The 26,856-nt window shown below is 32.0% G+C and carries 22 protein-coding genes; 2 read left to right on the top strand and 20 right to left on the bottom strand.

What is annotated here, in order from left to right; genetic code table 11:
* Positions 1-7: 7 nt before the first annotated feature.
* The 4 genes from proC to GFU93_RS07735 all read right to left on the bottom strand — a co-directional run bounded on the left by proC (position 8) and on the right by GFU93_RS07735 (position 3,901).
* A complete protein-coding gene (gene proC, locus GFU93_RS07750) occupies positions 8-802 on the bottom strand; it encodes a pyrroline-5-carboxylate reductase (RefSeq protein ID WP_160568511.1) in 795 nt (264 codons plus the stop codon).
* A gap of 189 nt (positions 803-991) precedes the next feature.
* Entirely contained in the window at positions 992-1,972 is a 981-nt protein-coding gene (gene argC / locus GFU93_RS07745) for an N-acetyl-gamma-glutamyl-phosphate reductase (RefSeq protein WP_160568509.1), read from the bottom strand.
* A gap of 65 nt (positions 1,973-2,037) precedes the next feature.
* Complete coding sequence (gene argG, locus GFU93_RS07740) at positions 2,038-3,225, bottom strand: argininosuccinate synthase (RefSeq protein WP_185150462.1); 1,188 nt, start codon at positions 3,223-3,225, stop codon at positions 2,038-2,040.
* A gap of 13 nt (positions 3,226-3,238) precedes the next feature.
* Positions 3,239-3,901, bottom strand: a complete 663-nt coding sequence (locus tag GFU93_RS07735) for a GNAT family N-acetyltransferase (RefSeq protein ID WP_160565969.1) — start codon at positions 3,899-3,901, stop codon at positions 3,239-3,241.
* A 432-nt stretch (positions 3,902-4,333) separates the two neighbouring features.
* On the opposite strand from GFU93_RS07735, the gene GFU93_RS07730 reads away from it, so the two are divergent.
* The gene (locus GFU93_RS07730; RefSeq protein ID WP_160542793.1) at positions 4,334-5,041 is read left to right on the top strand and encodes a histidine phosphatase family protein; all 708 of its coding nucleotides are present in this window, start codon (positions 4,334-4,336) and stop codon (positions 5,039-5,041) included.
* A gap of 240 nt (positions 5,042-5,281) precedes the next feature.
* The gene (locus tag GFU93_RS07725) at positions 5,282-6,349 is read left to right on the top strand and encodes a helix-hairpin-helix domain-containing protein (protein ID WP_160568507.1); all 1,068 of its coding nucleotides are present in this window, start codon (positions 5,282-5,284) and stop codon (positions 6,347-6,349) included.
* Positions 6,350-6,395: 46 nt separating this feature from the next.
* Here GFU93_RS07725 and ribB read toward each other — a convergent pair whose 3' ends face one another.
* From ribB to leuD, 16 genes are all read right to left on the bottom strand, one after another.
* Positions 6,396-7,520 (bottom strand): 3,4-dihydroxy-2-butanone-4-phosphate synthase, encoded by a 1,125-nt coding sequence (gene ribB, locus GFU93_RS07720; protein WP_160568546.1) that lies wholly within the window; start codon positions 7,518-7,520, stop codon positions 6,396-6,398.
* Positions 7,521-7,522: 2 nt separating this feature from the next.
* Positions 7,523-8,986 (bottom strand): LptF/LptG family permease, encoded by a 1,464-nt coding sequence (locus GFU93_RS07715; RefSeq protein WP_160557491.1) that lies wholly within the window; start codon positions 8,984-8,986, stop codon positions 7,523-7,525.
* Positions 8,987-8,989: 3 nt separating this feature from the next.
* The gene (locus GFU93_RS07710) at positions 8,990-9,613 is read right to left on the bottom strand and encodes an outer membrane lipoprotein carrier protein LolA (protein ID WP_160568505.1); all 624 of its coding nucleotides are present in this window, start codon (positions 9,611-9,613) and stop codon (positions 8,990-8,992) included.
* A 19-nt stretch (positions 9,614-9,632) separates the two neighbouring features.
* Positions 9,633-12,113 (bottom strand): DNA translocase FtsK, encoded by a 2,481-nt coding sequence (locus GFU93_RS07705; protein WP_160568503.1) that lies wholly within the window; start codon positions 12,111-12,113, stop codon positions 9,633-9,635.
* 149 nt (positions 12,114-12,262) lie between these two features.
* Positions 12,263-12,994 (bottom strand): Bax inhibitor-1/YccA family protein, encoded by a 732-nt coding sequence (locus GFU93_RS07700; RefSeq protein ID WP_160568501.1) that lies wholly within the window; start codon positions 12,992-12,994, stop codon positions 12,263-12,265.
* Between the two features lie 109 nt (positions 12,995-13,103).
* Positions 13,104-13,535 (bottom strand): ribose 5-phosphate isomerase B, encoded by a 432-nt coding sequence (gene rpiB, locus GFU93_RS07695; RefSeq protein WP_105297159.1) that lies wholly within the window; start codon positions 13,533-13,535, stop codon positions 13,104-13,106.
* 12 nt (positions 13,536-13,547) lie between these two features.
* Positions 13,548-15,056, bottom strand: coding sequence for a glutamate--tRNA ligase (gene gltX, locus GFU93_RS07690; protein WP_160568498.1), 1,509 nt, complete (start codon positions 15,054-15,056; stop codon positions 13,548-13,550).
* 68 nt (positions 15,057-15,124) lie between these two features.
* Complete coding sequence (locus GFU93_RS07685) at positions 15,125-16,855, bottom strand: hypothetical protein (protein ID WP_160568496.1); 1,731 nt, start codon at positions 16,853-16,855, stop codon at positions 15,125-15,127.
* Between the two features lie 76 nt (positions 16,856-16,931).
* On the bottom strand, positions 16,932-17,978 hold the full coding sequence (gene ilvC / locus GFU93_RS07680; RefSeq protein ID WP_105297162.1) for a ketol-acid reductoisomerase: 1,047 nt from the start codon (positions 17,976-17,978) through the stop codon (positions 16,932-16,934).
* A gap of 13 nt (positions 17,979-17,991) precedes the next feature.
* Positions 17,992-18,546 (bottom strand): acetolactate synthase small subunit, encoded by a 555-nt coding sequence (gene ilvN, locus GFU93_RS07675; protein ID WP_105297163.1) that lies wholly within the window; start codon positions 18,544-18,546, stop codon positions 17,992-17,994.
* An 8-nt stretch (positions 18,547-18,554) separates the two neighbouring features.
* Positions 18,555-19,226: a class I SAM-dependent methyltransferase gene (locus GFU93_RS07670; RefSeq protein WP_160568494.1), complete on the bottom strand. Its 672-nt coding sequence runs from the start codon at positions 19,224-19,226 to the stop codon at positions 18,555-18,557.
* 9 nt (positions 19,227-19,235) lie between these two features.
* A complete protein-coding gene (ilvB, locus tag GFU93_RS07665) occupies positions 19,236-20,942 on the bottom strand; it encodes a biosynthetic-type acetolactate synthase large subunit (protein ID WP_160542778.1) in 1,707 nt (568 codons plus the stop codon).
* A gap of 28 nt (positions 20,943-20,970) precedes the next feature.
* Positions 20,971-22,800 (bottom strand): dihydroxy-acid dehydratase, encoded by a 1,830-nt coding sequence (ilvD, locus tag GFU93_RS07660; RefSeq protein ID WP_160568492.1) that lies wholly within the window; start codon positions 22,798-22,800, stop codon positions 20,971-20,973.
* Positions 22,801-23,384: 584 nt separating this feature from the next.
* Positions 23,385-24,455 carry a 3-isopropylmalate dehydrogenase gene (leuB, locus tag GFU93_RS07655; RefSeq protein ID WP_160568490.1) on the bottom strand — a complete coding sequence of 357 codons (1,071 nt, stop codon included), beginning with the start codon at positions 24,453-24,455 and terminating at the stop codon, positions 23,385-23,387.
* Positions 24,456-24,665: 210 nt separating this feature from the next.
* Positions 24,666-26,177, bottom strand: coding sequence for an alpha-isopropylmalate synthase regulatory domain-containing protein (locus GFU93_RS07650; RefSeq protein WP_160568488.1), 1,512 nt, complete (start codon positions 26,175-26,177; stop codon positions 24,666-24,668).
* An 81-nt stretch (positions 26,178-26,258) separates the two neighbouring features.
* On the bottom strand, positions 26,259-26,855 hold the full coding sequence (gene leuD, locus GFU93_RS07645; protein ID WP_160542771.1) for a 3-isopropylmalate dehydratase small subunit: 597 nt from the start codon (positions 26,853-26,855) through the stop codon (positions 26,259-26,261).
* Position 26,856: the final 1 nt, after the last annotated feature.

The following is a 26,856-nucleotide window of genomic DNA, read 5'->3' as shown; positions in this document are numbered from 1 at the left end:
TTACTATTTATTTCTTAGTAAGCTGATTGATTTTAGTATAGGAAGCTAAAAGCCCTTTAATAATGGCAGAGTTAACTCCTTGATGATCCATTTCATTAATTCCGGCTATGGTGCATCCGCCCGGAGTTGTGACCTTATCAATTTCTTGCTCGGGATGACTTTTTTTAGACTCAATTAATTGTGCCGCTCCCATACAAGTTTGAGTAATCATGGATAGAGCTTCTTGCGGTTCCAGTCCCATTTCTATAGCTCCCAACATATGTGCACGAATGATCCTCAGCCAAAAAGCTATACCGCTGGAACAAATAATTGTTGCCGCTTGCATTTGCTCTTCAGGAATTTCTACAGCATGACCCAGTTGATTAAAGATTTCCAACGCGATATTGATTCGATCCTTTCCTTTTTTATTGGAACAAAGACAGGTCATGGATTTATTCACCGATATAGCAGTATTAGGCATGGCCTTAATAATTGGAAAATGATTGCCTATGATTTCTTCTAGTTTACTTAAATCAAATCCGGCAACTACTGATAGTAAAGTATGATGTTCCGTAAATAAATGCCGGCATTCTTGTAAAACATTGGTTAAGACATTAGGCTGAACCGCAAACAGTATAATCTCTGAATTTTTAATTGCCTCTTTATTATCTGATGTAAGAACTATATTTTGTTTATTTTCCAGTTCATGTAAGGTTTTAATATTTCGCTTAGTAATATATAATGATTCAGCAAAATTGCTGTTAATAATTCCTTTTGCGATTGCCAATCCTAAATTTCCGGCTCCAATAATTGCTATTTTCATATTATAATTTTGTACTAATTATATAATTTTTATTATTCATTAAAATCAGTAATTTATCCTTATTTTAGTTAACATCTCTAAAAGAACCATAAGAACTTTCTAAATAAACTAAGGAAACTGATATTGTATTTTGAGTTTTTTAGTTAATCATATTAAAAGAAAAATAGTGGATTCATAATTCTAATTTTATCAAAAAGCCACCGGTTTTAAATGTAAACCTTCCGATTCCTCAAATCCGAAAATAAGGTTCATGTTTTGTACGGCTTGACCCGAAGCACCTTTACTTAAATTATCAATCACCGAAGTAATTAATAGGGTATCTTTATGTTTTTGTATTTCTAACATACATTTATTTGTGTTGACTACCTGCTTTACATATAGAGGAGTGTTAGAAACAAAGGTAAATGGATGATCCTGATAGTATTCACGATATAAAGAAAAAGCTTCCTCTTTTGTAATTTCACATTTTAAATATATGCCGGCAAGAATCCCTCGAGTAAAATTGCCACGCATGGGTAAAAAATAGAGTTGATGTTGGTTGGTTCCTAACTGATGAATACTTTGTGAAATTTCTGCCTCATGCTGATGACTAAATTCTTTGTAAAAGGAAACATTATTATTTCTCCAACTGAAATGAGCAGTTGTTGAAAGTGATTGCCCCGCACCGGTAGAGCCGGTTACTGCGTGGATATGAATATCTTGGGACAATAAACTTTTCTTTGCTAAGGGAAGTAAAGCTAATTGTATGACGGTTGCGAAACATCCGGGATTAGCAATATTTTTTGCCTTTTTTATTTCTTCTTTTTGTAATTCGGGAAGACCGTAAATATATGTCCTGTCTTGAAACACATGATGAGGTTTAACCCTGAAATCATTACTTAAATCTATGATTTTTGTGTTTTTAGAATATATATTTTTTGTCAAAAAATCCCTGGATTTACCATGTCCCAAACATAAAAAAACAACATCTGCCTCTTGATCAATGCGATCAGAAAAAATTAAATCGGTTTCTCCTATAAGGTCTTCGTGGACCGTTGTGACAGGGTTTCCTGCATTGGAAGTGCTGTAAACGGATGTGAGTTCTATTTTTGGATGATTAATGAGGATTCGCAATAATTCGCCCGCAGTATATCCTGCCCCTCCCACAATACTAGCTTTTATTTTGTTCATTGGTTTTTTAAACTAAACTATACTTTTAATTTTTATTTACATTAATTCAAGATAAAGTTCGTAAATTATTCTAAATCATTGAAACTATGATGAATTTTTAATTGATTTCCAAAAATTTTAATGAATCCTCGGGCATCTCTACTGTCCCAAGCTTCATTTTCTTCACCGTAAGTGGCAACTTTTGATTGCATCATATCGTAAGGAGATTTTATACCGATCATACGGAAATAATAGGGATACAACTGAATCTTTACGGTTCCGCTAACTCGTTTTTGAGAGGACGTAAGAAATGCTTCAATGTCGCGCATTACAGGGTCTAAATACTGAGCTTCATGCAATAAAGTACCATACCAATTGGCCAATGAATCTTTATGTAAGAGTTGCCAACGGGATAGGGTATGTTTTTCCAGCAGATGGTGTGATTTAATTAGTAACATAGGTGCAGGAGCTTCAAAACCTACTCTTCCTTTAATTCCTAAAATGGTATCTCCCACATGTATATCTCTTCCAATGGCGTATTTTCCTCCTATTTCATTCAGTTTTTGAATTAATGGCACCGGATTCATTTTTTCTCCATTTAATCCGATAGGTTCTCCTTTAGAAAATTCAAGTTCAATTATGGAAGGAGTGGTTTCAGAGAGGGGAGTAGGGAAAGCCTCGTCCGGTAAAGGGAGATCAGAGGAAAGTGTTTCAACACCCCCCACAGAAGTTCCCCATATTCCTTTATTGATGGAATATTTTGCTTTTTCCCAATTCATGTTTATTCCGTTTTTTTGTAAGTAGTCAACTTCTTCTTGACGAGAAACATTTTCATCACGAATCGGTGTAATTATTTGTGATTTAGGGGAAATGACTTCAAAGGCTACATCAAATCGAATTTGATCATTACCGGCTCCCGTGCTTCCATGAACTATATATTCCGCATTTATTTTTTTTGCGTATTCCGCTATAGCCAGTGACTGAAATATTCTTTCTGCACTAACTGATAATGGATAAGTATTGTTTTTTAAAATGTTTCCATAAATGAGAAAGCTTAAACAATTTCTATAAAATTTTTCAGTAATATCAATGGTTATATGATGATTGGAACCCAGCTCATATGCTCGTTTTTCAATTTGTTTTAATTCTTCTTCAGAAAATCCTCCGCTGTTTACTATAACTGTATGAACTTCCATATCATGTTCTTTAGTTAGTTTAACCAAAGAATAGGAAGTATCTAGTCCTCCACTATATGCTAAAACTGCTTTTTTCATAATCAAGATTTTTTTAGATGGTTTTAATTTGGGAATTATTACAATCCTTTTTAGATTTTAAGTGAAATACTTCTTTTATTTTATTGAGATGAGTAATGACCTTTTTATCGAAACTATTTTTATGGGATATATTCTTATCTTTTTTTTGATCTTTAGGATCGAATAACATTCCGGTACATAAGCACATTTTATTTTGTTTACTTTGTAGAATATTAAAATTCGTACACGTTTTACAGCCATTCCAAAAGTCAGGATCTTCTGTCAGTTCAGAAAAGGGTACCGGCTTATATCCTAATTCCGAATTAATTTTCATTACAGCCAAACCGGTAGTTATACCGAAAATTTTAGCTTCAGGAAATTTTTTGCGGGTATAATCAAAAATAAAATGTTTAATTTTTTTGGCTAAACCTATTCCTCTGTAGTCAGGATGAACAATTAATCCTGAATGGACGACAAATTCTCCGTTCTGCCATTTTTCGATATAACAAAAACCTGCAAATTTTGTATTATCAAGAGCTAAAATCGCTTGTCTTTGATCCATTTTTTTTTGGATGTATTCAGGTGTTCTTTTAGCAATACCTGTACCCCTTACAATAGCCGATTGGTAAATAGTTTCGCATATTTCTTCAGCGTATTGATAATGTTCTTCTGTTGCAACAACAATATTAATATTCATCTTATTTATAAATAATATAGTAAATGGATAAATTGAAAAAACAGTAGTAGATAAATTACTGTATAAAAAACGGAAGTGTCGGCTTTGGAAAAATTGAAAATCAAAGCCTAACCTGCCTACTGAAGTAGATAGGGTAAGATAAAAGGGTAATTTTATTAACCGGCAATGTTAAATTGCGTAATAACATAACTAAGATTTTTAACTTTTAAAATCTAAATTAACATAACAAAAATAATAATTATTTTTTTATACGAATAAAATTTTTTAAAAATTATACGATTAAAAATAATTATTTTTCAGATATATTTTGTTTTTTAATTTTAAGTTTAATTAAATCAACAGTATGAAATACTAGTGAACTATAATGATTATTCTATACTTATAACAAACAAAATTTTCTAATTTTGTATTTAAAATGCTAATATTTTTTATATGGGATCTAAGATTACATTTTACATAGTACGTCATGGTAAGACAATTTTAAATACATTAAACAAAGTTCAAGGTTGGAGTGATACACCGTTAACAAAAGAAGGGATTGAGGTGGCAGAAAATTTGGGTAAAGGATTGAAAGATGTTAAATTTTCTTCAGCTTTTTGCAGTGATTTAAGGAGAACCAGAGAGACTATCAATATAATTTTAAAAAATTCAGATCAAAAAGAACTTCCGGTTACAGAAAAACCTGAATTAAGAGAAATCTGTTTTGGAGCGTATGAAACTGCCTTAGCTACCGAAATGTTTAAGGATGTTGCTTTATATCTTCATTACACTAATGCTCAGGATTTATTCAATGATATCTTTGACAAGAATAAAGAAATTACTTATAAAGAAGCGGTAAATACCATAAGTATTTTAGATCCTATGAAAATGGCAGAAGATTTTAATACAGTTGAAAAAAGAACGCATAAAGCTTTATCGGATATTGTACAGATCGAAAGTAAGAATAAGGAAAATAAAAACGTTCTGATCGTGTCTCACGGATTAAGTATAACTCTAATGCTTCATAATCTGGGAGGTAAAAGGTTATTTGTTAAGGATTTGGAAAACGCTTCAGTATGTAAAGTTGTATTTGAAGATGGAAAATATATCATCGAATCGGTTAATGATATGAGCTATGCAGAAAAAGGAAAAAATAGCTAAATATTTTTGAATTAAATTTTCACATAATAGTTTTGTAAAGTATCCATTGAGTTCGCAATTTTAAAGGGATTGCTAACTTCCTCTAAGCTATTTTAAATCTTAGGTTATTATTTTACAGCGGTTTAAAAGAAATAGTATTTCATTTTTTTAATATAAAAATATAATTTTTTTACGTTACCATAATAAATGGTAACATTTTAAAAATTAAGCTCTTGTAATTATATATTTATATTAACTTTTATGAATTTACGCCTTAAAATGATAAAAGAGCAACGAATAGGTGTTCTTTTGTTGCTCATAATTATATGTATTTTAGAATTATTAATTCATAGGAATGCTTTAATTTCTTCAATCTTTGAGAATAATAATGCTACCCCTTTACAATTTGTTGAAGAAATTAATGAACAGAATTTTAAGGTAAAGGATAAAAAAGATAAATTTATAGAACCTTTTAATCCAACTGATTATAATTCAGAAGACTGGCAGAGTTTAGGTTTTTCTAAAAAACAAGCAGAGGTAATCATTAATTATAAGGCTATGCTTGGAGGTAAATTTACTTCTAAAGAACAGCTTAAATCTTGCTACGTAATTTCCGAGGAAATGTATGCAAAAATATATCCTTTTTTGTTATTACCGGAGAACGGCTTTAATGAAACAACTACTAATTCTAGTAAAGTTAAAAAGTATCGGTTATTAACATTCGACCCGAATACATATAATGTAAACGATTGGATGCGTATAGGTTTTTCAGAAAAACAAGCGGAAAGCATTATAAGATATAAAAATTCTATCGGTAGAAAATTCAAATCCAAAGAGGATTTAAAAAAATGTTATGTGATATCAACTGTAAAATATCAAGAATTGGAATCGTACATTAAGCTTCCTTCTCAAAATATTGAAAACACATCAAATATAAAAGTACTTCAAATTTTCAATGAAAAAAAGGATATTAATACAGCATCTTTTAACGATATAAATTCCGTAATTGAAAATGAAATCATAACTAAAAGAATATTGAGTTTTAGAAAAGGATTAGGTGGTTTTGTGTCGATGGAACAAATTAAAGATGTATATGATATAACTTCTGAAATGGTTTCAAAAATTTTTGATTCTTTCGTTTTAGATACATCCCAATTTCTTAAAATAAATTTACAAACAGCCTCAGAAGAAGATTTACACAAGCATATTTATTTAAGGAAGTATAAAAATAAAATTATAGAAGCAAGAAATAAGAAGAAAGATCCTTTACGTGTCATTAACGAATCAGATCCAAAATATCATTTTATAATTCAATACTTGGTTAAATAAAGAAGCTACTATATAGCTTCTTTATTTATAATTATGAGAATGAAATTTAAATTTTAATTTCATTTACAATCTTAATTCCATATCCACTACTTAGAGGGAAATTTTTATTAGGATTGGTTGTTAATACATTGATATTTTTTATTCCTAAATTTTTAATTATTTGTGCACCGATTCCTAAATCCCTTTCGTCGGATTGTATTCCAAAATCAGCTATTTCTCCCGATATGTATTTTTTGAGTTCGCTCAGATGATTTTCGATTACTTCTGTATTGGAAGGATTGTTTATAAAAATAATTACTCCTTTGCCATTTTCATTAATAAAATTAATAGCTCTATTTACAATGGTTTCTTCTCCTTGAGCAAGAGTTTTGAAAAGATCCAAATATACATTATTAGCACAAACTTTTACGGGTATGATTTCATCTTCATTAATATCACCTTTCACTAAAGCGAAATGGATTTGATCATTGGTTTTATCTTTATACGTTACAAATCGTAATTCACCATAATAGGTTTTGATTATTTCATCGTCGATTTTTTCAATCAAAGAATCATTTTTAAGACGATATGAAATTAAGTCTTTAATAGTTATAATTTTTAAATCAAATTTCTTAGCAACTTCCATTAATTGAGGCAAACGAGCCATTGTTCCATCCTCATTCATAATTTCAACTAAAACTCCGGTAGAAGGAAGTCCCGCTAATTGTAATAAATCGACTGTAGCTTCAGTATGTCCGTCTCTTTTAAGTACTCCTCCTTTTTTTGCAATTAAAGGAAAAATATGACCCGGACGTGCAAAATCACTTGGCTTGATATTTTCATCGACAAGAGCTTTAACGGTTTTGGATCGATCAGAAGCGGAAATACCTGTAGTAATCCCATGTCCAAGTAAATCTACTGAAACAGTGAAAGCCGTTTGCTTAGGATCAGTATTTTTTCCGACCATGTATTCCAAGTCCAGTTCTTCAGCTCTTTTTTGAGTTAATGGCGTGCAAATCAAACCCCTTCCGTACTTAGTCATAAAATTTATAGTTTCAGGTGTCATAGTTGAAGCTGCAGCAACAAAATCACCCTCGTTTTCACGATCTTCATCATCAACAACTATAATTACCTTTCCCTGTCTTAATTCTTCAAGAGCTTCTGATATGGTATTCATTTTTAAGTCTGTAATAATCATTGGTATCTACTGTGTTCTAATTTTTTTTGTTTGATAAATTTACTAATAAATCTTTTAAAAGGTTTTAAATAATTATCCACGTCAAATAGTTCAGAATCTCTCATGGATTTTATGGTAAGAAAAATTCCAACAGGTAGAAATATTGCATTAGGAATCCAAGAAGCCCAATAGGCGTTGATCACCTGATTTTTTGCCAAATTTTCCATATAAAGCCCTAAAATATAAAAAATGATAAATATTATTATGGCTACAACTACAGGCAAACCGACTCCCCCTTTTCTAATGATTGATCCTAGCGGAGCTCCTATCAAGAAAAATACTATACAGGTAACAGAATATGAAATGATATTTTTTTGCTGCCATAAAATCATTTTAGCAATAAATTTTTCAACCGCTTTCATTTCAGTGGCTTTTGAACCTAATTCATACTTAGACAGAGTAACCTGATTTATGGCGGCTTTAACTAAATTATATTTAGTGTTATCATCTAAGTTGGACCATTCAAACGGAAAATCTTCATTATAATGACTATAATCTAGGGAATCCAACGAGTTCGTTTCTCCTAACAAAAGTTTCATGCCATTTTCTCCAAGCCCTTTAAAGTACACAGTATTAGAAGTTTTGATAGAATCTATATAGGTGCTTAATTCGGATACCGATTTATATCTGAAATTATCCCCTTCGGATTGCTTATCTAGTGACTTTTTAATTATATCTGAAATATCGTAATATTGAGTTAAGGTGTCAAACTTAATGGAATTACCCGGTTGTTTTTTTAGTTCATTTAAATTCTTACCTTTAATGTTATCTTGATATATATATCCGTTATATAATTCAATTTTTAAGTAATGGTTATCTTTGGAAATTATATTTCCTTTATCTGCTATAATGGTTTGTTGATCTTCAAAAGGGGAAGCATTTTTATGAATAAATACTTGATCCCATTCACTATCATTTTCACCACTTTTTCTGCCAATTTTAATGCTTAAAGGATTCATTTCCTTAATAAATCGTCCTTCTTCAAAATTAAGGGCAGGTCTTGTTTGTGCAATATTGATGAGCATATTACGCGCTCTACGTTGGTTTTCGGGAAGTGTGGTGTTACAGAAATAAAATAACCAGATGGCCAGTAAGACTACAAGACTAAAAAGAGGATACATTATTCGGGCTAATGAAATTCCTGCTGATTTCATTGCTGCTAGTTCATACCGCTCTCCGAAACCACCAAATGTCATAATTGATGACAACAAGATAGTTAAAGGTAAAACGAGACGAATCACATCCAAGCCCAGATAATACAATAATTTAGATATGTCCCATAAGTTCAGTCCTTTACCTAAAAATTTATCCATTTGGTTAAAGGCAAACTGAACTACAAAGATGAACATTAAAACGCTAAATATAAATAAAAAAGGACCAAAAAAAGTGCGGATAATATACCAGTCTAACTTTTTAATCATCTTTTATAACTCTGTTAGTGTGTAATCTTTATAGTTATTTTTATCAAATGTAAGTAAAGATTTATTTACAATTAAATTTTCTTTAAAATCAATAATCATTAAAATTAAAGAACTTCCGTCATTATAATTTTCAGATACTCTTAATATCTTATTATTAGAAAGAGCAAGAAGTATAGATTTGGATTTTTTGGTATCAATAGGAACCAATTTAATAACGGAACATTTAACATTATTAATAGTTGTATTTCCTTCAAAAGTAATATTAAAACCGCTTTTATAAAGACTTAAAATATTGGTAGGAGATAGGCTTTCACCGTCTTCTTTGTCAGAAGAAGTGATTTCTTTATCTTCCTTAGAAATAGTGTAAATCTTATTTCCGTCATATATTTGGGTAATACTGGGCAGAATTAAATGATACTTTTCTTTAGCGGCATAAACCTGTCCAATTTCAGATATACTTTTTTGTCCGGGTATAGAATATAAATAATTGAATTTTACGTAAAATGTTGAATTTTGGCTGAGTTTCGCACTAGCTGTATCTAAAAGTCTTTTTGCTTCCGGATCAATTTTTTGAGCCCATATTAAAAATGAAGAACAAATAAATAAGAATGCAAATATCTTTTTCATATTATTAGGTAATGTTTTTTTAGGGGTTTAAATTTTCCAATAATTGTTCCAAACTAACCAGGTCAGAAACCAGAACTTTACGTGCCTTACTTCCTTCGAAAGCCCCAACAATGCCGAACGCTTCAAGTTGGTCCATAATTCTTCCGGCTCTATTATAACCCAATGATAATTTACGTTGAATCAAAGAGGTGGATCCTTGTTGAGCGGTTACAATTACTCGAGCAGCATCATTAAAAAGCTCATCTCTTTTTGCCTCAACCGCATCGTTTGAACTTACACTTGAATTTTCTTCGTAAAATTCCGGCAATAAATAAGCATCCGGATATCCTTGTTGAGAACCAATATATTCTGTTATTTTATCAACTTCGGGTGTATCAACAAAGGCACATTGCATACGTATCAGTTCATTACCGGTGGTAAACAACATATCTCCTTTCCCGATTAATTGATCGGCACCATTTCCGTCTAAAATAGTTCTTGAATCTATTTTTGAAGTTACGCGGAATGCAACACGAGCGGGGAAGTTGGCTTTAATCATTCCGGTAATAACATTTACGGAAGGCCTTTGTGTAGCTATAATTAGATGAATTCCTATGGCTCTGGCCAACTGAGCTAATCTGGCGATAGGAAGCTCTACTTCTTTTCCGGCGGTCATAATTAAATCAGCGAATTCATCAATAACCAAAACAATATACGGTAAGAATCGATGACCTTTTTCAGGATTTAATTTACGCTCCTTAAATTTTTGATTATATTCTTTGATGGTTCTTACATAAGCTGATTGGAGAAGCTTGTAACGATTATCCATTTCCACACAAAGTGAGTTCAAAGTATTAATTACTTTAGTCGTATCGGTAATAATGGCTTCATCTGTATCCGGTAATTTTGCAAGAAAATGACGTTCAATTTTATTGTATAAGGTAAGTTCCACCTTTTTAGGGTCTACAAATACGAATTTTAATTCACTAGGATGTTTTTTGTATAACAGAGAGGTTATAATGGCGTTTAATCCCACCGATTTTCCCTGTCCTGTAGCCCCGGCCATGAGCATGTGAGGCATTTTAGCTAAATCTGTAACGAAAGTTTCATTAGATATGGTTTTTCCAAAAACAATAGGTAATTCCATATCGATTTTTTGAAATTTTTGAGAAGCGATAACCGAACGCATGGAAACCATCGTTGCGGAGCTATTGGGTACTTCAATACCAATAGTTCCTTTTCCGGGTATCGGAGCAATAATACGAATTCCTAAAGCTGCAAGACTAAGGGCTATATCATCTTCCAAATTTTTAATTTTGGAAATACGGATACCTGCTTCAGGAATAATTTCATATAAAGTTACTGTTGGGCCGACGGTTGCTTTGATACTTGAAATTCCAATGCCATAATTTGCAAGAGTTGTTACAATTTTATTTTTATTTTCTTCTAACTCTTCACTGTTTATTGTTATATTATTATTCGTATTATAATTAGTTAAAAGATCAAGAGTAGGGTATTTATATTTAGGTAAATCTAATTTAGGATCATAAGGTCCGAATTGGTCATAAATATTTTTATTAGGCTCATTTTCTGATAAAATTTCTTCTTTTTTAGTTTCTTCTATAGTCAGAGAAATATCATCTTCAACCGTTTCTTCAGTAGTAGGAATATCAATTTCTAATTCTGTAGAATGAGTGGTTGTGTCAGGATGGGAAGATTCTTCTATCAGAATATTGGTATTGGATAAATTTATAGGATTACTTTCCTCTTCTATTAGTGATTCGGCTTGTTGTGTACCTGTTAAATTTTCTTCTTGAATTTCATTTTTTGTTGGAACTTTTGCGATAACAGTCTCAGATTGAACGGTTTTAGGATCTTTTATTTTCTCATAAATTTGGTCTTCTTCAAAAGGTTCTTTTAAAACATCCTCTTCTTTTTCTTTTTTAGACGGTTTGAAAGAAGGTGTTGAATGCAATTTAGATTTTACATGATCCACGCTCAAATTAAATTCAAGGATAAAATATATTGACAAGGTCAGTAACAATATAATACCTGTACCCACACTGCCCAATAATGATTTTAAATAGTCATATACTTCATAGCCTATCAAACCGGAAAGCAACCATTTAGATCCGAAAATCATAGCTAGAAATATAGGGGTCCAAATAATAAAGAAAATTCCATGAGAGAGAAGTTTCCATATTTTTAGAATTTCTTTATTAAATAATACTTTAAAAGATAAAATAAATAAGAAGAACGGAATAAAAAATGCAATAACTCCTACACCATCAAAAATAAATATTTCCCCTAAGTAAGCGCCCGTTTTACCGATTATATTTTGTGCTGTAACATTTTTATTTAGATAAGAAGTTAATTGGCTTTGATCTTCTTTCCAATTAAAGTAAAATGAGAGGAATGAAATAAATAAGATGATGGAAAAGCTAAATAAAACTAAACCAAGGATTGTTTTTAATAAGGGCTTTTTTTTATTATTTTTATTATCTTGTGGATTGTTCTCCATATTTATTTATAAATAAATTTAAAATTACAAATTTTATAGTTTCTATTAGATTTATATTTTGTTTTAATAATGGTATTTTATTATATATAAATAGGTGAATAAAAACTTTATTCACCTATAAACTATTTTGACGTTTTCAAAAAGTAAATTTATCTTCTTGAACCAAGAAATCTAAGTAAAAATAAGAAAAGGTTAATAAAATCTAAATAGAGAGACAAGGCACCTTGAATCGCAATTTTAGAATAACTTTCTCCATCTTCAGAGTTTATTTGTGATCCTATATTTTTAAGAGTTTGAGTATCATAAGCAATTAATCCCACAAATATTAAAACTCCAACTACTGAAATAATTAAATCCAACATGGAGTTATTTAAGAAAATATTGACAATTATGGCTAATAGTACACCTAGTAAAGCCATGGATAGAATTCTTCCAAATTTTGTAAGATCTGTTTTGGTAAAATAACCATATAAACTCATTATAGCAAATGTACCGGCAGTAATAAAAAATGTGGTAGCTATAGATGAAAAGGTATAAGCCAAGAAAATCATAGCCAAAGTCATTCCGTTTAAAAAAGAATAAAACAAAAAGACTGCCGATGCTAATCCTAAAGTCATTTTATGGATTGCTCCACTTAAAGCAAATACTAATCCTAATTCGCCTAAAATTAAAGCATAATATAAGAAAGTAGGGCCGGTAGTACCAAACATTAAGCTTAATAATCCCGGAGAATTTGCTGTGAAATAAGCAGTAAAACCACTTATAAATAAAGCCAAGCTCATCCACATATATACTTTAGATATAAATGTAGCTTGCTGTTTAGCTATGGCATTTTTTTGAAACGATGGTTCAAGAGTGTTTCCGTAATCTTTATAATCCATTTGCTTAGTTATTTATTATTTCAAATATACAATATTTTGTATTACATAAAAAGTCAATATCTATTCCAAAGATTATTTATGAAATTTTGTCATATTTATAAAATTCGCTTTACCATTTGGATATCTTATCTACACGCATTTGATGTCTTCCCCCTTCAAATTGAGTGGATAAAAAAGTATCAATTATATCCTGAGCTAATTCTTTGGCAATAAAACGCGCAGGAATGGAAAGCACATTCGCATTGTTATGTTGTCTGGCTAAACGGGCAATATCTGTTTGCCAACAAAGGGCACAACGTATTCCGGAATGTTTATTTGCGGTTATGGATACCCCTTCACCACTGCCGCAGAAAAGTATGCCGAAATCAAATTCATTTTTCTCAACAGCAATAGCTAAAGGATGTACAAAATCCGGATAGTCTACACTTTCTCCCGAATAGGTTCCAAAATCATGTACCTGGTTTCCTTTTTCAGTGAGATATTTAAATATATAATTTTTATATTCAAATCCTGCATGATCTGAAGCTAATGCGATTTTCATGACCTCTAATTTTTAAATTTTTGATTCTAAATTTTTTAAACGTTGTAAGCTTTCTGTTTTTCCTATTATTTCCATAATAACCGGAATATCCGGTCCTTTAAGATCACCAACAAGAGCTAAACGTAAGGGTTGCATAACTTTTCCAAATCCCAATCCTGAGTTTTCCACAAATTCATGAATCTTGTCATGTAATTCTTTTTCGGTAAAAGAAACAGATTCCAGATTAGAAATTAATTGAGTAAGTATTGCTTTAGTATCGTCTTTAATAACCTTTTTATAACTTTTTTCTTGGTAAGATGAAGGCGCAATCCAGAAAAAAGAACCTACTTCCCATATTTCTTTTACAAAATTAACTCTTTCTTTTAATAGTTCGATGATTCGAATATCTTTAGTATCTTCTGTCTTAATACCTTTTTCTTTCAAAATTTTTTGAAATTCAGGGAGTAAGTCAGAGGCTTTGGATTTAATAATATATTCATGATTAAACCATTTTGCTTTATCAGGATTGAAACGAGCTCCTGCTTTATGGATTTTCTCCAATTCAAACTCTTGGATCATTTCGTTCAGAGATAGTATTTCCTTATCATTGGACGGTGACCATCCTAGTAATGCCAACATATTTATAAAAGCTTCAGGCAGGTAACCTTCTTCTCTGTATCCTATGGAAGAAGTACCTTCTTTTTCGTTTTTCCAAGCAAGAGGAAATACAGGAAATCCGTATTTATCCCCATCTCGTTTGCTCAATTTACCCTTACCTTCCGGTTTTAAAATCAAAGGCAAATGGGCAAATTCCGGTGATTTCCACCCCAATGCTTCATAGAGCAATACATGTAAGGCCAAGGAAGGAAGCCATTCTTCTCCTCTTATCACATGAGTAATTTCCATGGTATGGTCATCTACTATATTGGCAAAATGATAGGTAGGCATTCCGTCAGTCTTAACTAACACTTTATCATCTAAAATAGATGTATCGATGGAAAAGTTGCCTCGAATAATATCTTTTAAAACCAAAGTTCTGTGTGGCGGGATTTTAAATCGGATCACATAAGGAACTCCCTCATTTAATTTTTTTTGAACTTCATCGGGCGATAGAGAGAGGCTGTTATTGAGTTGATTTCTGATTTCATGATTGTAAGAAAATACTTTGCCTTGTTCCTCATATTCTTTTCGTAACTTTTCTAATTCTTCCGGCGTGTCAAAAGCCAGGTAAGCGAAATCTGTTTTAAGTATTTCTTCGATATATTTTTTATAGATGTCTTTTCTTTCAGATTGTTTATATGGAGCATAGGGTCCTCCTTTTTCGGGACTTTCATCCAATTCTAAGCCACACCATTTCAACGATTCACTTATGTATTTTTCGGCATCTTCAACATAGCGGTTTTGATCGGTATCTTCAATGCGCAAGATAAATTTTCCCTTATTTTTTTTTGCGAAAAGATAATTATATAAAGCAGTTCTTACTCCTCCAATATGTAAATATCCGGTAGGACTGGGTGCAAATCGAACTCTGATTTCTGACATTTTCTATATTTTTCTACGCAAAAGTAACAAAGAAAAAATATATATTATAGAGAATTGAAACTTAAATTTCACTTAATTTTTTTATAAGATTGATAGTAATTGAAAATCTTATTATATTGATTATCTAAATATCGTAATAAATTACTTTTATCTTTTTCATTAAATTCAGCTATAAATCGGGTCGTATTTTTTCCTTTAGCACCAAAGAATTGTAGATTTTTATCATCTTCTGAATAAGGAATCTCGGTCACTTTATAAGTAATATTATTTTCTTCCAATCTAGTTACGTTTGATTTAAAAAAATAATCGATAAGAATAGGGGATTTTTTCCCAAGCTTTTTCATTTGAGAAATTTGATAATGGGTATTTAGACTAAGATAAAAATTTAAGGTAAACGAAATTATGATGAACATTAAAGTATTAGTGCTAATAAATAATAGAGTTATAAGAGTTCCGAATTTTAGATATTTAGAATTTATTGATTTATATTCCATTATTAAAAGAATCAAAACAGGGCATAAGTAAAGTTGCGGAACCATTCTAGCAAACCAAAAATCTGGAAATGATAAAATACTTGCAATAACCCCTAAGATTAGATAGTACAATCCAGAAGGAGCTTTAGAAGGAATAAAAAATGAAATAATGAAAAGAAGGGTCGATAGAATAACAATTCCTCCAAAGAAAGGTCCAAATCCCCCATATGTTATAGATACTTCATTAAGAACTTTAATTTCGGATAGTTTTAATGAAAAAGGTATTTTTAAGTTAGTTGTTTTTTTACTGTCACCGGTATAAGAAAAATATGATATAAAAGCTTTTTCAATTCTGTTTTTTTTGTAAAAATCATAACTTACATGAGAGGATAGTAAGTTTTCTATTTTTTCTTTTCCAAATGCGGGATGAAAAACGTGATGATTATTTTTTAAATTGGTGAAATAGGGATTTATATTGGTTATTGGAAAGATGATTATTCCGGATATTAAAAATGGAAATATATATTTTAATTTAAATTTATGATCTTTCCATAAGTATATAAAAGAAAATAATACAAATATAAAAACTAATAAAATAGAAGTAAATTTCAGCGATGAGAAAATTGATAATGTAAATATAAAAGTCGCTAAATCAATTTTGTTATATCTTCTCAATAGGCAACTAAAAGAACAAAATAGTATGATTAAGCAAGAATACATGAAACCGTCTAAATAATAGGTAAATAGTTCAGTAACTACTATTGGATTTATACAGATAAGAAATGTATATAGATATCTCTTCAACTTGCTTAATTGAGTTTGTTTAAGCAATTTAAAAACATATATTAGAGAAGCTATCAGAACAATTATATTGATAAGCTTTCCTGATTCTACTTTTTGAGTAAAAGAGTAAATAGATGCGGCTATAATTTCATATCCTTTTGGATAGGATTGAACATATATTTGTGCAACATTAGTTTTTGATATTTCATAGATTGGATTCCATCCATTCTTTAGATTTATAATACTTTCTAAATGATACCATTGACCATCGGCAGATAGATCATAGAAAAATATACTAAGTGAATATGATATAAGGTAAAATAAAAGAGTTAAAATCCATTCGTACCAATGAGTTTTTCTTGTTAAGAAAAAAAGAACTAAATAAGATAATATAAACGAAAAAAGTATTGTAAATCCAGAGAGGCTGATTTTACATATAAATAATAGATTTGATAAAAATAATGTTATGAAAAGGGGAGATAGTAAAAGAAAAATTAATGCGGATGAATTTAGAAGAGTAGATTTTTTAGTAATTATAAACATTTAAATGTAATTTTAATTTGTAAATATAAAAAAAGGAATATGCAAAATACATATTCCTTTTTTTATATAATACTAATTAATTATTTTCCGGTCGTAATTCTCTAACAACAGCTCCGGCCTTCCACATTTCGCTTTCACGAAGAGCCTTAAGTTCTTCTTCTAATTTTTCGCGATAGTCAGGCTTAGAGTTGGTGTCGATTGATCTTTGTGCTTCATTTCCTGAAGCTACTTCTGCATATAACTTAGCAAATACAGGTTTAGTGGCATCATGAAAAGGAGTCATCCAATCTAATGCACCTCTTTGCGCAGTAGTAGAACAGTTTGCATACATCCAGTCCATACCTTTTTCAGCAAAAAGAGGCATTAAAGATTGTGTAAGTTCTTCTACTGTTTCATTGAAAGCTTCAGATGGAGTATGTCCGTTTTCACGTAACACTTCATATTGAGCTAATAAAATTCCTTGAATAGCACCCATTAAAGTACCTCTTTCTCCTGTTAGATCAGAATAAACTTCACGTTTAAAGTCAGTTTCAAATAAATACCCTGAGCCAACACCAATACCTAAAGCGATAGTTCTGTCTTTAGCTTTACCGGTTGCATCCTGGAAAATTGCATAACTGGAGTTTAACCCTCTTCCTTCCAAGAACATACGTCTAAGGCTGGTTCCTGATCCTTTAGGGGCAACTAAAATTACATCAATATCTTTAGGAGGTATAATTCCGGTACGGTCATTAAAAGTAATACCGAAACCATGAGAAAAATATAAAGCTTTACCGGCAGTTAAATGAGGTTTTAATTTAGGCCAAACCTCAATTTGTGCGGCATCTGACAATAAATATTGAATAATAGTTCCTTTTGATGCTGCTTCTTCTATATCAAATAAAGTTTCACCCGGAACCCAACCGTCTGCAATAGCCTTATCCCAGGTTTTACCTCCTTTACGTTGTCCAACGATTACATTGAAGCCGTTATCTCTTAAATTTAATGCTTGTCCGGGACCTTGTACTCCATATCCAATAACAGCAATGGTTTCATCTTTTAATGTTTCCCTAGCTTTTTCTAAAGGAAACTCATCACGAGTAATTACATTTTCAATTACTCCACCAAAATTCATTTGTGCCATCTTGTTAGTATTTTTAATTTTTTATTAAAGATTCTTTTATTTTTAATTCACTTAACATATCACTTAAGCGTTCTATTTTTGAAGTATTTACAGCTATTCTTCCAGAACGAATAAATTGCAATACTTTAATATTTTCACTCAATTCTTGAAACAAAGCTTGCGTATCGGTGTAATGCCCTGTTTTTTGAATGACAACACAAATCTCGTTAATTTCAAGTATCTGAGCATTATATTTTCTAATTAAATTTTCCACCGAACCAATTTTTAAAAATTCAGGAGTGGGTAATTTATACAAAGCAATTTCCTGATGAATTAATTCATCGTCGGTATTATAGTAAGATTTCAACACATCCACGCATTTGTCGATTTGTTTTACTACTTTTTCAATCATTTCTTTATCACAAAGTACCGTAATGGTAAATTTATGTATGCCTTCAATAGCTGACGGCGATACCGATAAAGTTTCAATATTTAAAAATCTTCTGGTAAAAACACTGGTTACTTGACCTAAAAGTCCTACAGTGTTTTCAGAAAATATAGTTACAGTATATAACGTTTTGTTTTTCATGGTTATTTCTACTTTTTAGCATATAAAACAGCAAAGTCATAATATTTATAAAGACAATCAACATGTTTAAAACCCGCATCTTTCAGCCATTTTAATTGGGCAAGTATGGGACTTCTTTTGTCTAATTTAATTCTTTCATATGAAGCCTTAATTTCATCAGCGGTAAGTCCGCTGTTTTCAATTTGATATCTCCAACGGGTATCATAAAATTTTGAAAAATAATCATCTTCACCGCTAACTTGCTCTGCATTTATAAATGTGCCCTCCTCTTTAAGATAAGAAAAAATGGAATTATATAGTTTAATTTTATCCGAGTCTTCCAAGTGATGAATAGCCAATGAGGACACAACGGCATCAAATGGTTGTGTCGATGTATATGTGGTAAAATCTTGTCGAATAATATGGATAGAGGTATTAGTTTCAAACCTATTTTTAGCAACTTCTAACATTTTTTCTGACAGATCAACCAAAGTAATTTGAGCATTTGGATATTTTTGAAGAACAAATTCGGATAATAATCCGGTACCGGCCCCTAAATCTAAAATTTTAGGAGAAGATGATGAAAGGTTTATATTTTCAACCGCTATTTTATAAAAATCTTGAAAACAGGGAATTAATTTTCTTCGCTGTTTATCGTATTGTTGGGCGACAGAGTTAAATTGAGTTTCAATAGTTTCCATAACATAGATTTATATTTGGTTAGTTTCTCCTAATAAAATGTTAGTAACACACGAACCGGCCGGAATCATCGGATATACCATACCCTGAATTTCAACCTGAACATCTAATAAGTAAGATCCCTTATGATTAATCATTTCTTCAATTGCCTGATCCAACTCTTCTCTTTTGCTTATGGTTTTAGATTTAATATTGTAGGCCTTAGCAATAGCTTCAAAATTTGGATTTTTCATAAGAGTTTCAGAATATCTTTTGTCAAAAAACAATTCTTGCCATTGACGCACCATACCTAGAAAATGGTTGTTTAATATGATAATTTTTACATCAATGTCATATTGCATGATCGTTCCCAATTCTTGAATCGTCATTTGAATTCCGCCATCGCCCACAAATAAACAAACGGTTCGATCAGGAGCACCAATTTTTGCACCAATGGCAGCCGGTAAACCAAATCCCATAGTACCAAGTCCTCCGGAAGTAATAACACTTCGGCTTTGTTTATATTTAAAATACCGAACGCCCATCATTTGGTTTTGTCCAACATCGGTAACTAAAATACCTTCATGATGGGTAGCTTCCGATACTTTTCTTACGACTTCTCCCATTTTTAAGCTTCCGGATTCAGGATACAATTCTTTTTCAATTACAGCATCGTATTCTTTTTCGTAATATTCTTTAAAACTGTCTAACCATTCGGTGTGTTTATTTTCGTTTACTAATTGGGTTACCTCAGCTAAAGTTGCTTTAGCATCACCTAAAACTTTTACATGAGTTTTTACGTTTTTATCAATTTCAGAAGGATCAATATCAAAATGAATAATTTTTGCCTGTTTAGCATACGTTTTTAAATCACCGGTTACCCGATCATCAAATCGCATACCTATAGCTATTAAAACATCACATTCATTAGTTTTCACATTTGGGGCAACATTACCATGCATACCTAAAAGTCCCACATTTAAAGGGTGGTCAGTAGGAATGGCCGATAAACCTAACATCGTGGATGCGGCGGGAATATCAGCTTTTTCCAAAAACTTTTTAAGTTCTTCTTCCGCTCCGCTTAAGATAACTCCTTGACCGATTAATGCCAACGGTTTTTTAGCTTCATTGATAAGTTTGGCAGCTTCACGGATTTCTTCCGGTTTTAAATCCGGAATGGGTTGATAACTTCTTATAAAATTGATTTTTGCAGGGGCATATTCGATTTGTCCTTGCAAAGCATCTTTGGTTATATCTAAAACTACCGGACCTTTACGACCATTACTGGCTATATAAAAAGCTCTGGCTACAGCCCAGGGAATATCTTCTGCATTTCGTATCTGATACGTCCATTTGCTGATCGGCTTAGTTATTCCTACTACATCAGCTTCTTGAAAAGCATCACTTCCCAGTAAACCGGAAAATACTTGTCCCGAAATTACTACCAGGGGAGTACTGTCAATCATGGCATCTGCTATCCCGGTTACAGTGTTAGTGGCACCCGGACCGGAAGTTACCAAAACGATTCCGGGTTTGCCTTTAGCACGGGCATAGCCTTGTGCAGCATGAGCCGCAGCCTGTTCATGACGTACAAGAATATGATTGATTTTATCTTTATAATCGTATAAAGCATCGAATACCGGCATAATAGCGCCTCCCGGATATCCGAATATGGTATCTACCCCTTCTTTAAGCAAGGATTGTATTAAAGCCTCACTTCCTGAAATATTAGTATTCATAGTCTTTATTCTCTTATTGTTTAGTCATTTATTTTATTATTCTTACAGCTCCTAAATCAGCAGAGCTAACCATACTGGCATAAGCCTTTAAAGCTTTCGAAATTTTTCGATCTCTTTGCGGTTTAAATGCATTTGATCCTTTGGAAATTTCTTGTTCTCTTCGGAATTTCAATTCTTCATCGGATATTTTAACATTAATGGTTCGATTAGGAATATCGATTTCTATGATATCTCCGTCTTCAACCAAACCAATGGCTCCTCCTGCTGCAGCTTCGGGCGAAACGTGCCCTATAGATAAACCGGAAGTTCCTCCAGAAAATCTACCATCTGTAATTAAGGCGCATTCTTTTCCTAAGTGCTTAGATTTTATGTATGAAGTAGGATAGAGCATTTCTTGCATGCCGGGTCCCCCTTTAGGTCCTTCATAAGTAATAATTACTACATCACCTGATTGAACTTTTCCCGATAAAATCCCCTCACAAGCGGCATCTTGAGATTGAAATACTTTGGCAGTTCCTGTAAACTTAAATATACTTTCGTCCACACCTGCTGTTTTAACTACACAACCGTTTAGAGCTATGTTTCCTTTTAATATAGCTAAACCACCATCTTTAGTATAGGCATGATTCCAATCTCGAATACATCCTTCGGAACGATCGGTATCCAATGTAGAATAGGTTGAATTTTGCGATCCCATTACTAAATTAAATTTATTACCCGGTGCCGATTGGTATAAATCTAATGCTTCTTTAGTAGGGTTTGATTTAGTAATATCGTATACATCTATTGCTTCTTTTAAAGTATAACCATCGATACGGTGGGTAGATGTATCTATTAAATCAGCTTTAGCCAATTCTCCTAAAATACCCATAATTCCTCCCGCTCTATTTACATCTTGTATATGATATTTAGTTGTATTAGGAGCAACTTTACAAAGACATGGTGTTTTTCTTGATAATGCATCAATATCATCCATAGTGAAATCTACTTCAGCTTCATTGGCGATAGCTAATAAATGAAGAATAGTGTTTGTTGAACCACCCATTGCTATATCTAGCGCCATTGAATTTAAAAAAGCTTGTTTAGTTGCAATATTTCTAGGTAAAACCGATTCGTCTCCCTCTTGATAATATTTATAAGCGTTTTTAACAATTAGGGCAGCTGCATCCTTAAATAATTTTTTTCTGTTAGCATGAGTAGCTACTATAGTTCCATTTCCGGGAAGTGCTAATCCAATTGCTTCGTTTAAACAATTCATGGAATTTGCCGTAAACATGCCGGAACATGATCCGCAAGTTGGACAGGCAGATCGTTCAATGGCATTCACCTCTTTATCTGAAACCGTTGAGTCTGCAGATTTAATCATGGCATCGATTAAATCTAAATGTTGATTATTTAATTCACCGGCTTCCATAGGACCTCCGGAAACAAATATAGTCGGTATGTTAAGGCGCATGGAGGCCATAAGCATACCCGGAGTAATTTTATCACAGTTACTTATGCAAATCATGGCATCTGCTTTATGCGCATTTACCATATATTCAACACTATCGGCAATTAAGTCTCTGGAAGGAAGAGAATATAACATTCCATCGTGTCCCATGGCTATTCCGTCGTCTATGGCAATGGTATTGAATTCGGCAGCAAAACAGCCTAAAGCTTCTATTTCTGATTTTACAAATTGACCTATTTGATGCAAGTGCACGTGTCCGGGTACAAATTGGGTAAAAGAATTTACAATTGCGATTAAAGGCTTCCCCATTTGTTCCTCGCGCATACCGTTAGCTCTCCATAGAGCTCGGGCTCCAGCCATTCTTCGACCATGTGTACTGGTGTGACTTCTTAACTGGTATTTCATTTTTTAGTTTATTTTATTTTTTATAAAATTTAAGCCCTTTCCTTAATAAGAGAAAGGGCTTATGAATATTTTTAATAACTACAATTGATTTTACGTATATCCCTTTCTCTGATTAATATATATTGACCAGAACGAGAAGAAGTAATAGTATGTAGTTATGTTGATACATTGGTTTTAAGTATAAATTTTATAATAATGGGACAAAATTAAGATTGTTTTTTGTTATGTCCAAATATTATTTGTAAATAAAATAATATTTGATGAAATTAAATTATAATTTAATGTTAAAAATATAAATTAAAGTTTGCTATTTATATTGTATTGATTTATTCAATGGTGATTTTTTTTGTATTTTGGATATACTCTGAAATTTATGAATCTTTTTATAATAATTAATTAAAAAACAAGTAACCTAAATAATTTTATTTATCTAATTAGTAATTTAAACAGGTAATTTATTAATTGAAAAAGCCAGTTATTCTTTAAAGTAGAATTTCTTTTGCTTATAATTAGATTTTAAAGTTTTATAAATCAAATAAGAAATAAAAGGACCTCATTATATGAAAGCCCTTTTATTAACTAAACTATGAATTTTTAATATATTCTACAATCCAATTACCAACTTCAGAAGTTGAATAAGCTTTACCATCGAATGCGATATCCTCGGTAACTATTTTTTGTTCCATTGAAGCATCCACCGCTTTTCTGATTAGTGCTCCTTCTTCTTTTAAATCAAAAGCATATTCAAACATTAATGCCGCAGAAAGTATGGTAGCTAGTGGATTTGCTATATTTTTTCCGGCAGCTTGCGGGTAGGAACCATGTATAGGTTCAAAAACGGAAGTATGAATACCGATTGAGGCAGAAGGTAACATTCCTAAAGATCCGGTTATAACGGAAGCTTCATCGGTAAGGATATCTCCGAAAAGATTTTCTGTAACTAAAACATCAAAACGCTTAGGCCATTGAATAATCTGCATCGCAGCATTATCTACAAACATATATTCAGTTTCGATATCTGGAAATTCTTTTTCTATTTCTTGAGATACATGTCTCCATAAACGAGAAGAGCAAAGTACATTTGCTTTATCAACTATAGTCAGTTTTTTATTTCTTTGTCCTGCTAGTTTATAAGCTAACCTAACAATTCTTTCAATTTCTTCTCTGGTATATACACAAGTGTCGTAAGCGGTATTACCATCTTCACTTCTTCCTTGAGGACGACCAAAATATAAACCTCCGGTTAATTCTCTTACGCACATAAAATCTGCACCATCCACAAGATCAGGACGAAGCGGAGATTTATGTAGTAAGGATGGAAAGGTATTTATCGGACGAAGGTTTGCGTATAACCCAAGCTCTTTTCTCATTTTTAATAGACCTTGTTCCGGACGAACTTTAGCAGATGGATTGTTGTCATATTTAGGATCTCCGATAGCTCCAAATAAGACGGCATCAGAATCCATACATAAATCATGGGTTTCCTGAGGGTATGGATTTCCGGTTTTGTCTATAGCTATTGCTCCAACTAAGGCTTCTTTATAAGTAAGCTCATGATTAAATTTTGCGCATATAGCTTTAGTTACTTCTAAGGCTTGAGCTATGATTTCAGGGCCTATCCCGTCTCCGGGTAATACGGCTATATTTAATTTCATTTTATATATTCTTTATATTTATATTCTTTATTTGTTATGCATTTTTAAACCTTATACCGGTTTAGGTTTAAAAAATTTTCATCATACCTAAATTTAAAGCGTTAATACATTTTAGTTTGGAAATAATTTCCGCATCAAAATTATATAAACGATTAAAATTTTTTAAATTAAATAAGTTGAAAACCTAATTTCCTCAAATAATTACCAATTTTAATGAAGGTTTTCAATTATATTCAGCATTTTTTCAGTCGCTTTTATAGCAGCTTCTGTTTGGTCAGCATCCAGTCCTCTGGTTTTAAATTCGTAATCATTTAACTTCCAAGATATAACCGTTTGTACAAGCGCATCCGTTTGTCCCCCGGGTGGAATAATTACTTTATAGTTAGTAAGGATAGGTTTAGCCTTGTTCAATTTTTCATAAATGAGACTGATAGCTTCAGAGAATGCATCATATTGTCCATCACCTGAAGCTGTTTGTTCATACATTTTTCCGTCAATTTCCATACGAATGGATGCTGTTGGATGCAAACCTTTACTTAAAACTAAAGCATAAGAAAGTATTTTTACTTTCTTTTCATTTTCATTAGTATTTAAAACATCCGAAATGATGAATGGGAGGTCTTCTTGTGTAATAATTTCTTTTCTGTCTCCTAATTCAATAACTCGGTTGGTTACTTTAACCATATCTTTTTCATCCAATTCGATTCCTAAAGCTTCAATATTTTTTTTAATATTAGCTTTTCCGGATAATTTACCCAGGGCATATTCTCGAACTCTACCGAATCGATCCGGATGCAAATCATTGTAATACAAATTGTTTTTGTTGTCCCCGTCGGCATGTATTCCGGCTGTTTGGGTAAAAACATTTTCTCCGATTACCGGTTGATTGGATGAAATATTCAGTCCTGAGTAGGTTTCTACCACTCGACTTACTTTATTTAACATGTATTCTTTTACGGAAGTCTTTATCTTCATCTGATCATGGAGAACAGCAATTACACTGGGTAATGGTGCGTTTCCTGCTCTTTCCCCTAATCCGTTCATGGTAACATGAATTCCTTGAATTCCGGAATCTACTGCGGCCATTACATTGGCAACAGCCAAATCGTAATCATTGTGTGCATGAAAATCAAAGTGAATATTCGGGTAACGATGAACTATTTCCGTACAAAAAAGTTTTGTGTTAAGGGGGTTAAGAATTCCTAAAGTATCAGGAAGCATAAAACGTTGGATAGGAAGGTCTTTCAATTGATCTATCATAAAAAAAACATAGTCTTTTGAATGAATCATACCATTAGACCAATCTTCCAAATATATATTCACCGAAATCCCCATGGATTCAGCAAGTGAAATATCATGCTTGATATCTTTTACATGTTGTTCGGGTGTTTTACGTAGTTGTTCTGTTACGTGTTTAAGAGACCCTTTGGTTAATAAATTGATTGTTTTGCACCCGGCTCTTTTTATCCAATCTAAGGACACCCCTTTGTCAACAAATCCTAATATTTCTAACTTATCTAAGTGTCCGGCGTTCTCTGCCCAAGAGGCTATTTTTTGAACAGTTAAAAATTCTCCTTCAGAAACTTTAGCAGAAGCAATTTCCAATCTATTTAATCCCATATCTATGAGTAGACGGGCAACGCTTAGTTTTTCTTGCATGGAAAATGAAACCCCGGAAGTTTGCTCTCCATCACGGAGAGTGGTATCCATAATTTCTATCATACTGTTGTTTTTATTAATGATACGTGATAGACCCAATGGGACCTTTACTTAGAAAAATGAGATGATAAAATCGTATCTAATTTAGTATTGAAAAACACGGTTTTTTTCATATTCTTCAATTTTATCTTTTTTAGATAATAAGTAATCTATATCATCAAGCCCTTGAAGAAGGCACTCTTTTTTATAAGAGTTAATGTCAAAAATTTCCGTTTTTCCCGTTTTATTATTGGTGATTGTTTGCTTTTCCAGATCAATAGTAATAGTATTGTTAGGATCTGAATGTACATTTTCGAAAAGATCCGATAAAAATTCAGGACTTACTACTACCGGAAGTAATCCGTTGTTAAGGGAATTATTTTTAAAAATATCAGCAAAATAGCTGGAAACCACTGCACGGAAGCCATATCCGGAAACTGCCCAAGCAGCATGTTCTCTACTGGAACCGCTTCCGAAATTCTTTCCTGCAACTAATATGTTCCCGCTGTATGTTGGATTATTCAATACAAAATCCGGTTTTGGATTTCCGGTTTTATCATATCTCCAATCAGCGAATAAATTATCTCCGAAACCTTCTTTATTAGTAGCTTTTAAGAAACGTGCGGGTATGATTTGGTCTGTATCCACATTTTCAATTGGTAGTGGAACATAGGTTGATGTTATTGTTTTAAATTTTTCCATT

It is taken from the genome of Apibacter sp. B3546, assembly GCF_009827885.1.
Classification (GTDB): domain Bacteria; phylum Bacteroidota; class Bacteroidia; order Flavobacteriales; family Weeksellaceae; genus Apibacter.
Note: the sequence above shows the minus strand (reverse complement) of the source record. Positions and strands in the feature narration are given on the sequence as shown.

What these genes read in the sequence shown, in the direction of transcription:
- proC (WP_160568511.1), bottom strand. Translation starts at nt 802, where the DNA reads ATGAAAATAGCAATTATTGGAGCCGGAAATTTAGGATTGGCAATCGCA.
- argC (WP_160568509.1), bottom strand. Translation starts at nt 1,972, where the DNA reads ATGAACAAAATAAAAGCTAGTATTGTGGGAGGGGCAGGATATACTGCG.
- argG (WP_185150462.1), bottom strand. Translation starts at nt 3,225, where the DNA reads ATGAAAAAAGCAGTTTTAGCATATAGTGGAGGACTAGATACTTCCTAT.
- GFU93_RS07735 (WP_160565969.1), bottom strand. Translation starts at nt 3,901, where the DNA reads ATGAATATTAATATTGTTGTTGCAACAGAAGAACATTATCAATACGCT.
- GFU93_RS07730 (WP_160542793.1), top strand. Translation starts at nt 4,334, where the DNA reads ATGGGATCTAAGATTACATTTTACATAGTACGTCATGGTAAGACAATT.
- GFU93_RS07725 (WP_160568507.1), top strand. Translation starts at nt 5,282, where the DNA reads ATGAATTTACGCCTTAAAATGATAAAAGAGCAACGAATAGGTGTTCTT.
- GFU93_RS07715 (WP_160557491.1), bottom strand. Translation starts at nt 8,986, where the DNA reads ATGATTAAAAAGTTAGACTGGTATATTATCCGCACTTTTTTTGGTCCT.
- GFU93_RS07710 (WP_160568505.1), bottom strand. Translation starts at nt 9,613, where the DNA reads ATGAAAAAGATATTTGCATTCTTATTTATTTGTTCTTCATTTTTAATA.
- GFU93_RS07705 (WP_160568503.1), bottom strand. Translation starts at nt 12,113, where the DNA reads ATGGAGAACAATCCACAAGATAATAAAAATAATAAAAAAAAGCCCTTA.
- GFU93_RS07700 (WP_160568501.1), bottom strand. Translation starts at nt 12,994, where the DNA reads ATGGATTATAAAGATTACGGAAACACTCTTGAACCATCGTTTCAAAAA.
- rpiB (WP_105297159.1), bottom strand. Translation starts at nt 13,535, where the DNA reads ATGAAAATCGCATTAGCTTCAGATCATGCAGGATTTGAATATAAAAAT.
- gltX (WP_160568498.1), bottom strand. Translation starts at nt 15,056, where the DNA reads ATGTCAGAAATCAGAGTTCGATTTGCACCCAGTCCTACCGGATATTTA.
- GFU93_RS07685 (WP_160568496.1), bottom strand. Translation starts at nt 16,855, where the DNA reads ATGTTTATAATTACTAAAAAATCTACTCTTCTAAATTCATCCGCATTA.
- ilvC (WP_105297162.1), bottom strand. Translation starts at nt 17,978, where the DNA reads ATGGCACAAATGAATTTTGGTGGAGTAATTGAAAATGTAATTACTCGT.
- ilvN (WP_105297163.1), bottom strand. Translation starts at nt 18,546, where the DNA reads ATGAAAAACAAAACGTTATATACTGTAACTATATTTTCTGAAAACACT.
- GFU93_RS07670 (WP_160568494.1), bottom strand. Translation starts at nt 19,226, where the DNA reads ATGGAAACTATTGAAACTCAATTTAACTCTGTCGCCCAACAATACGAT.
- ilvB (WP_160542778.1), bottom strand. Translation starts at nt 20,942, where the DNA reads ATGAATACTAATATTTCAGGAAGTGAGGCTTTAATACAATCCTTGCTT.
- ilvD (WP_160568492.1), bottom strand. Translation starts at nt 22,800, where the DNA reads ATGAAATACCAGTTAAGAAGTCACACCAGTACACATGGTCGAAGAATG.
- leuB (WP_160568490.1), bottom strand. Translation starts at nt 24,455, where the DNA reads ATGAAATTAAATATAGCCGTATTACCCGGAGACGGGATAGGCCCTGAA.
- GFU93_RS07650 (WP_160568488.1), bottom strand. Translation starts at nt 26,177, where the DNA reads ATGATAGAAATTATGGATACCACTCTCCGTGATGGAGAGCAAACTTCC.
- leuD (WP_160542771.1), bottom strand. Translation starts at nt 26,855, where the DNA reads ATGGAAAAATTTAAAACAATAACATCAACCTATGTTCCACTACCAATT.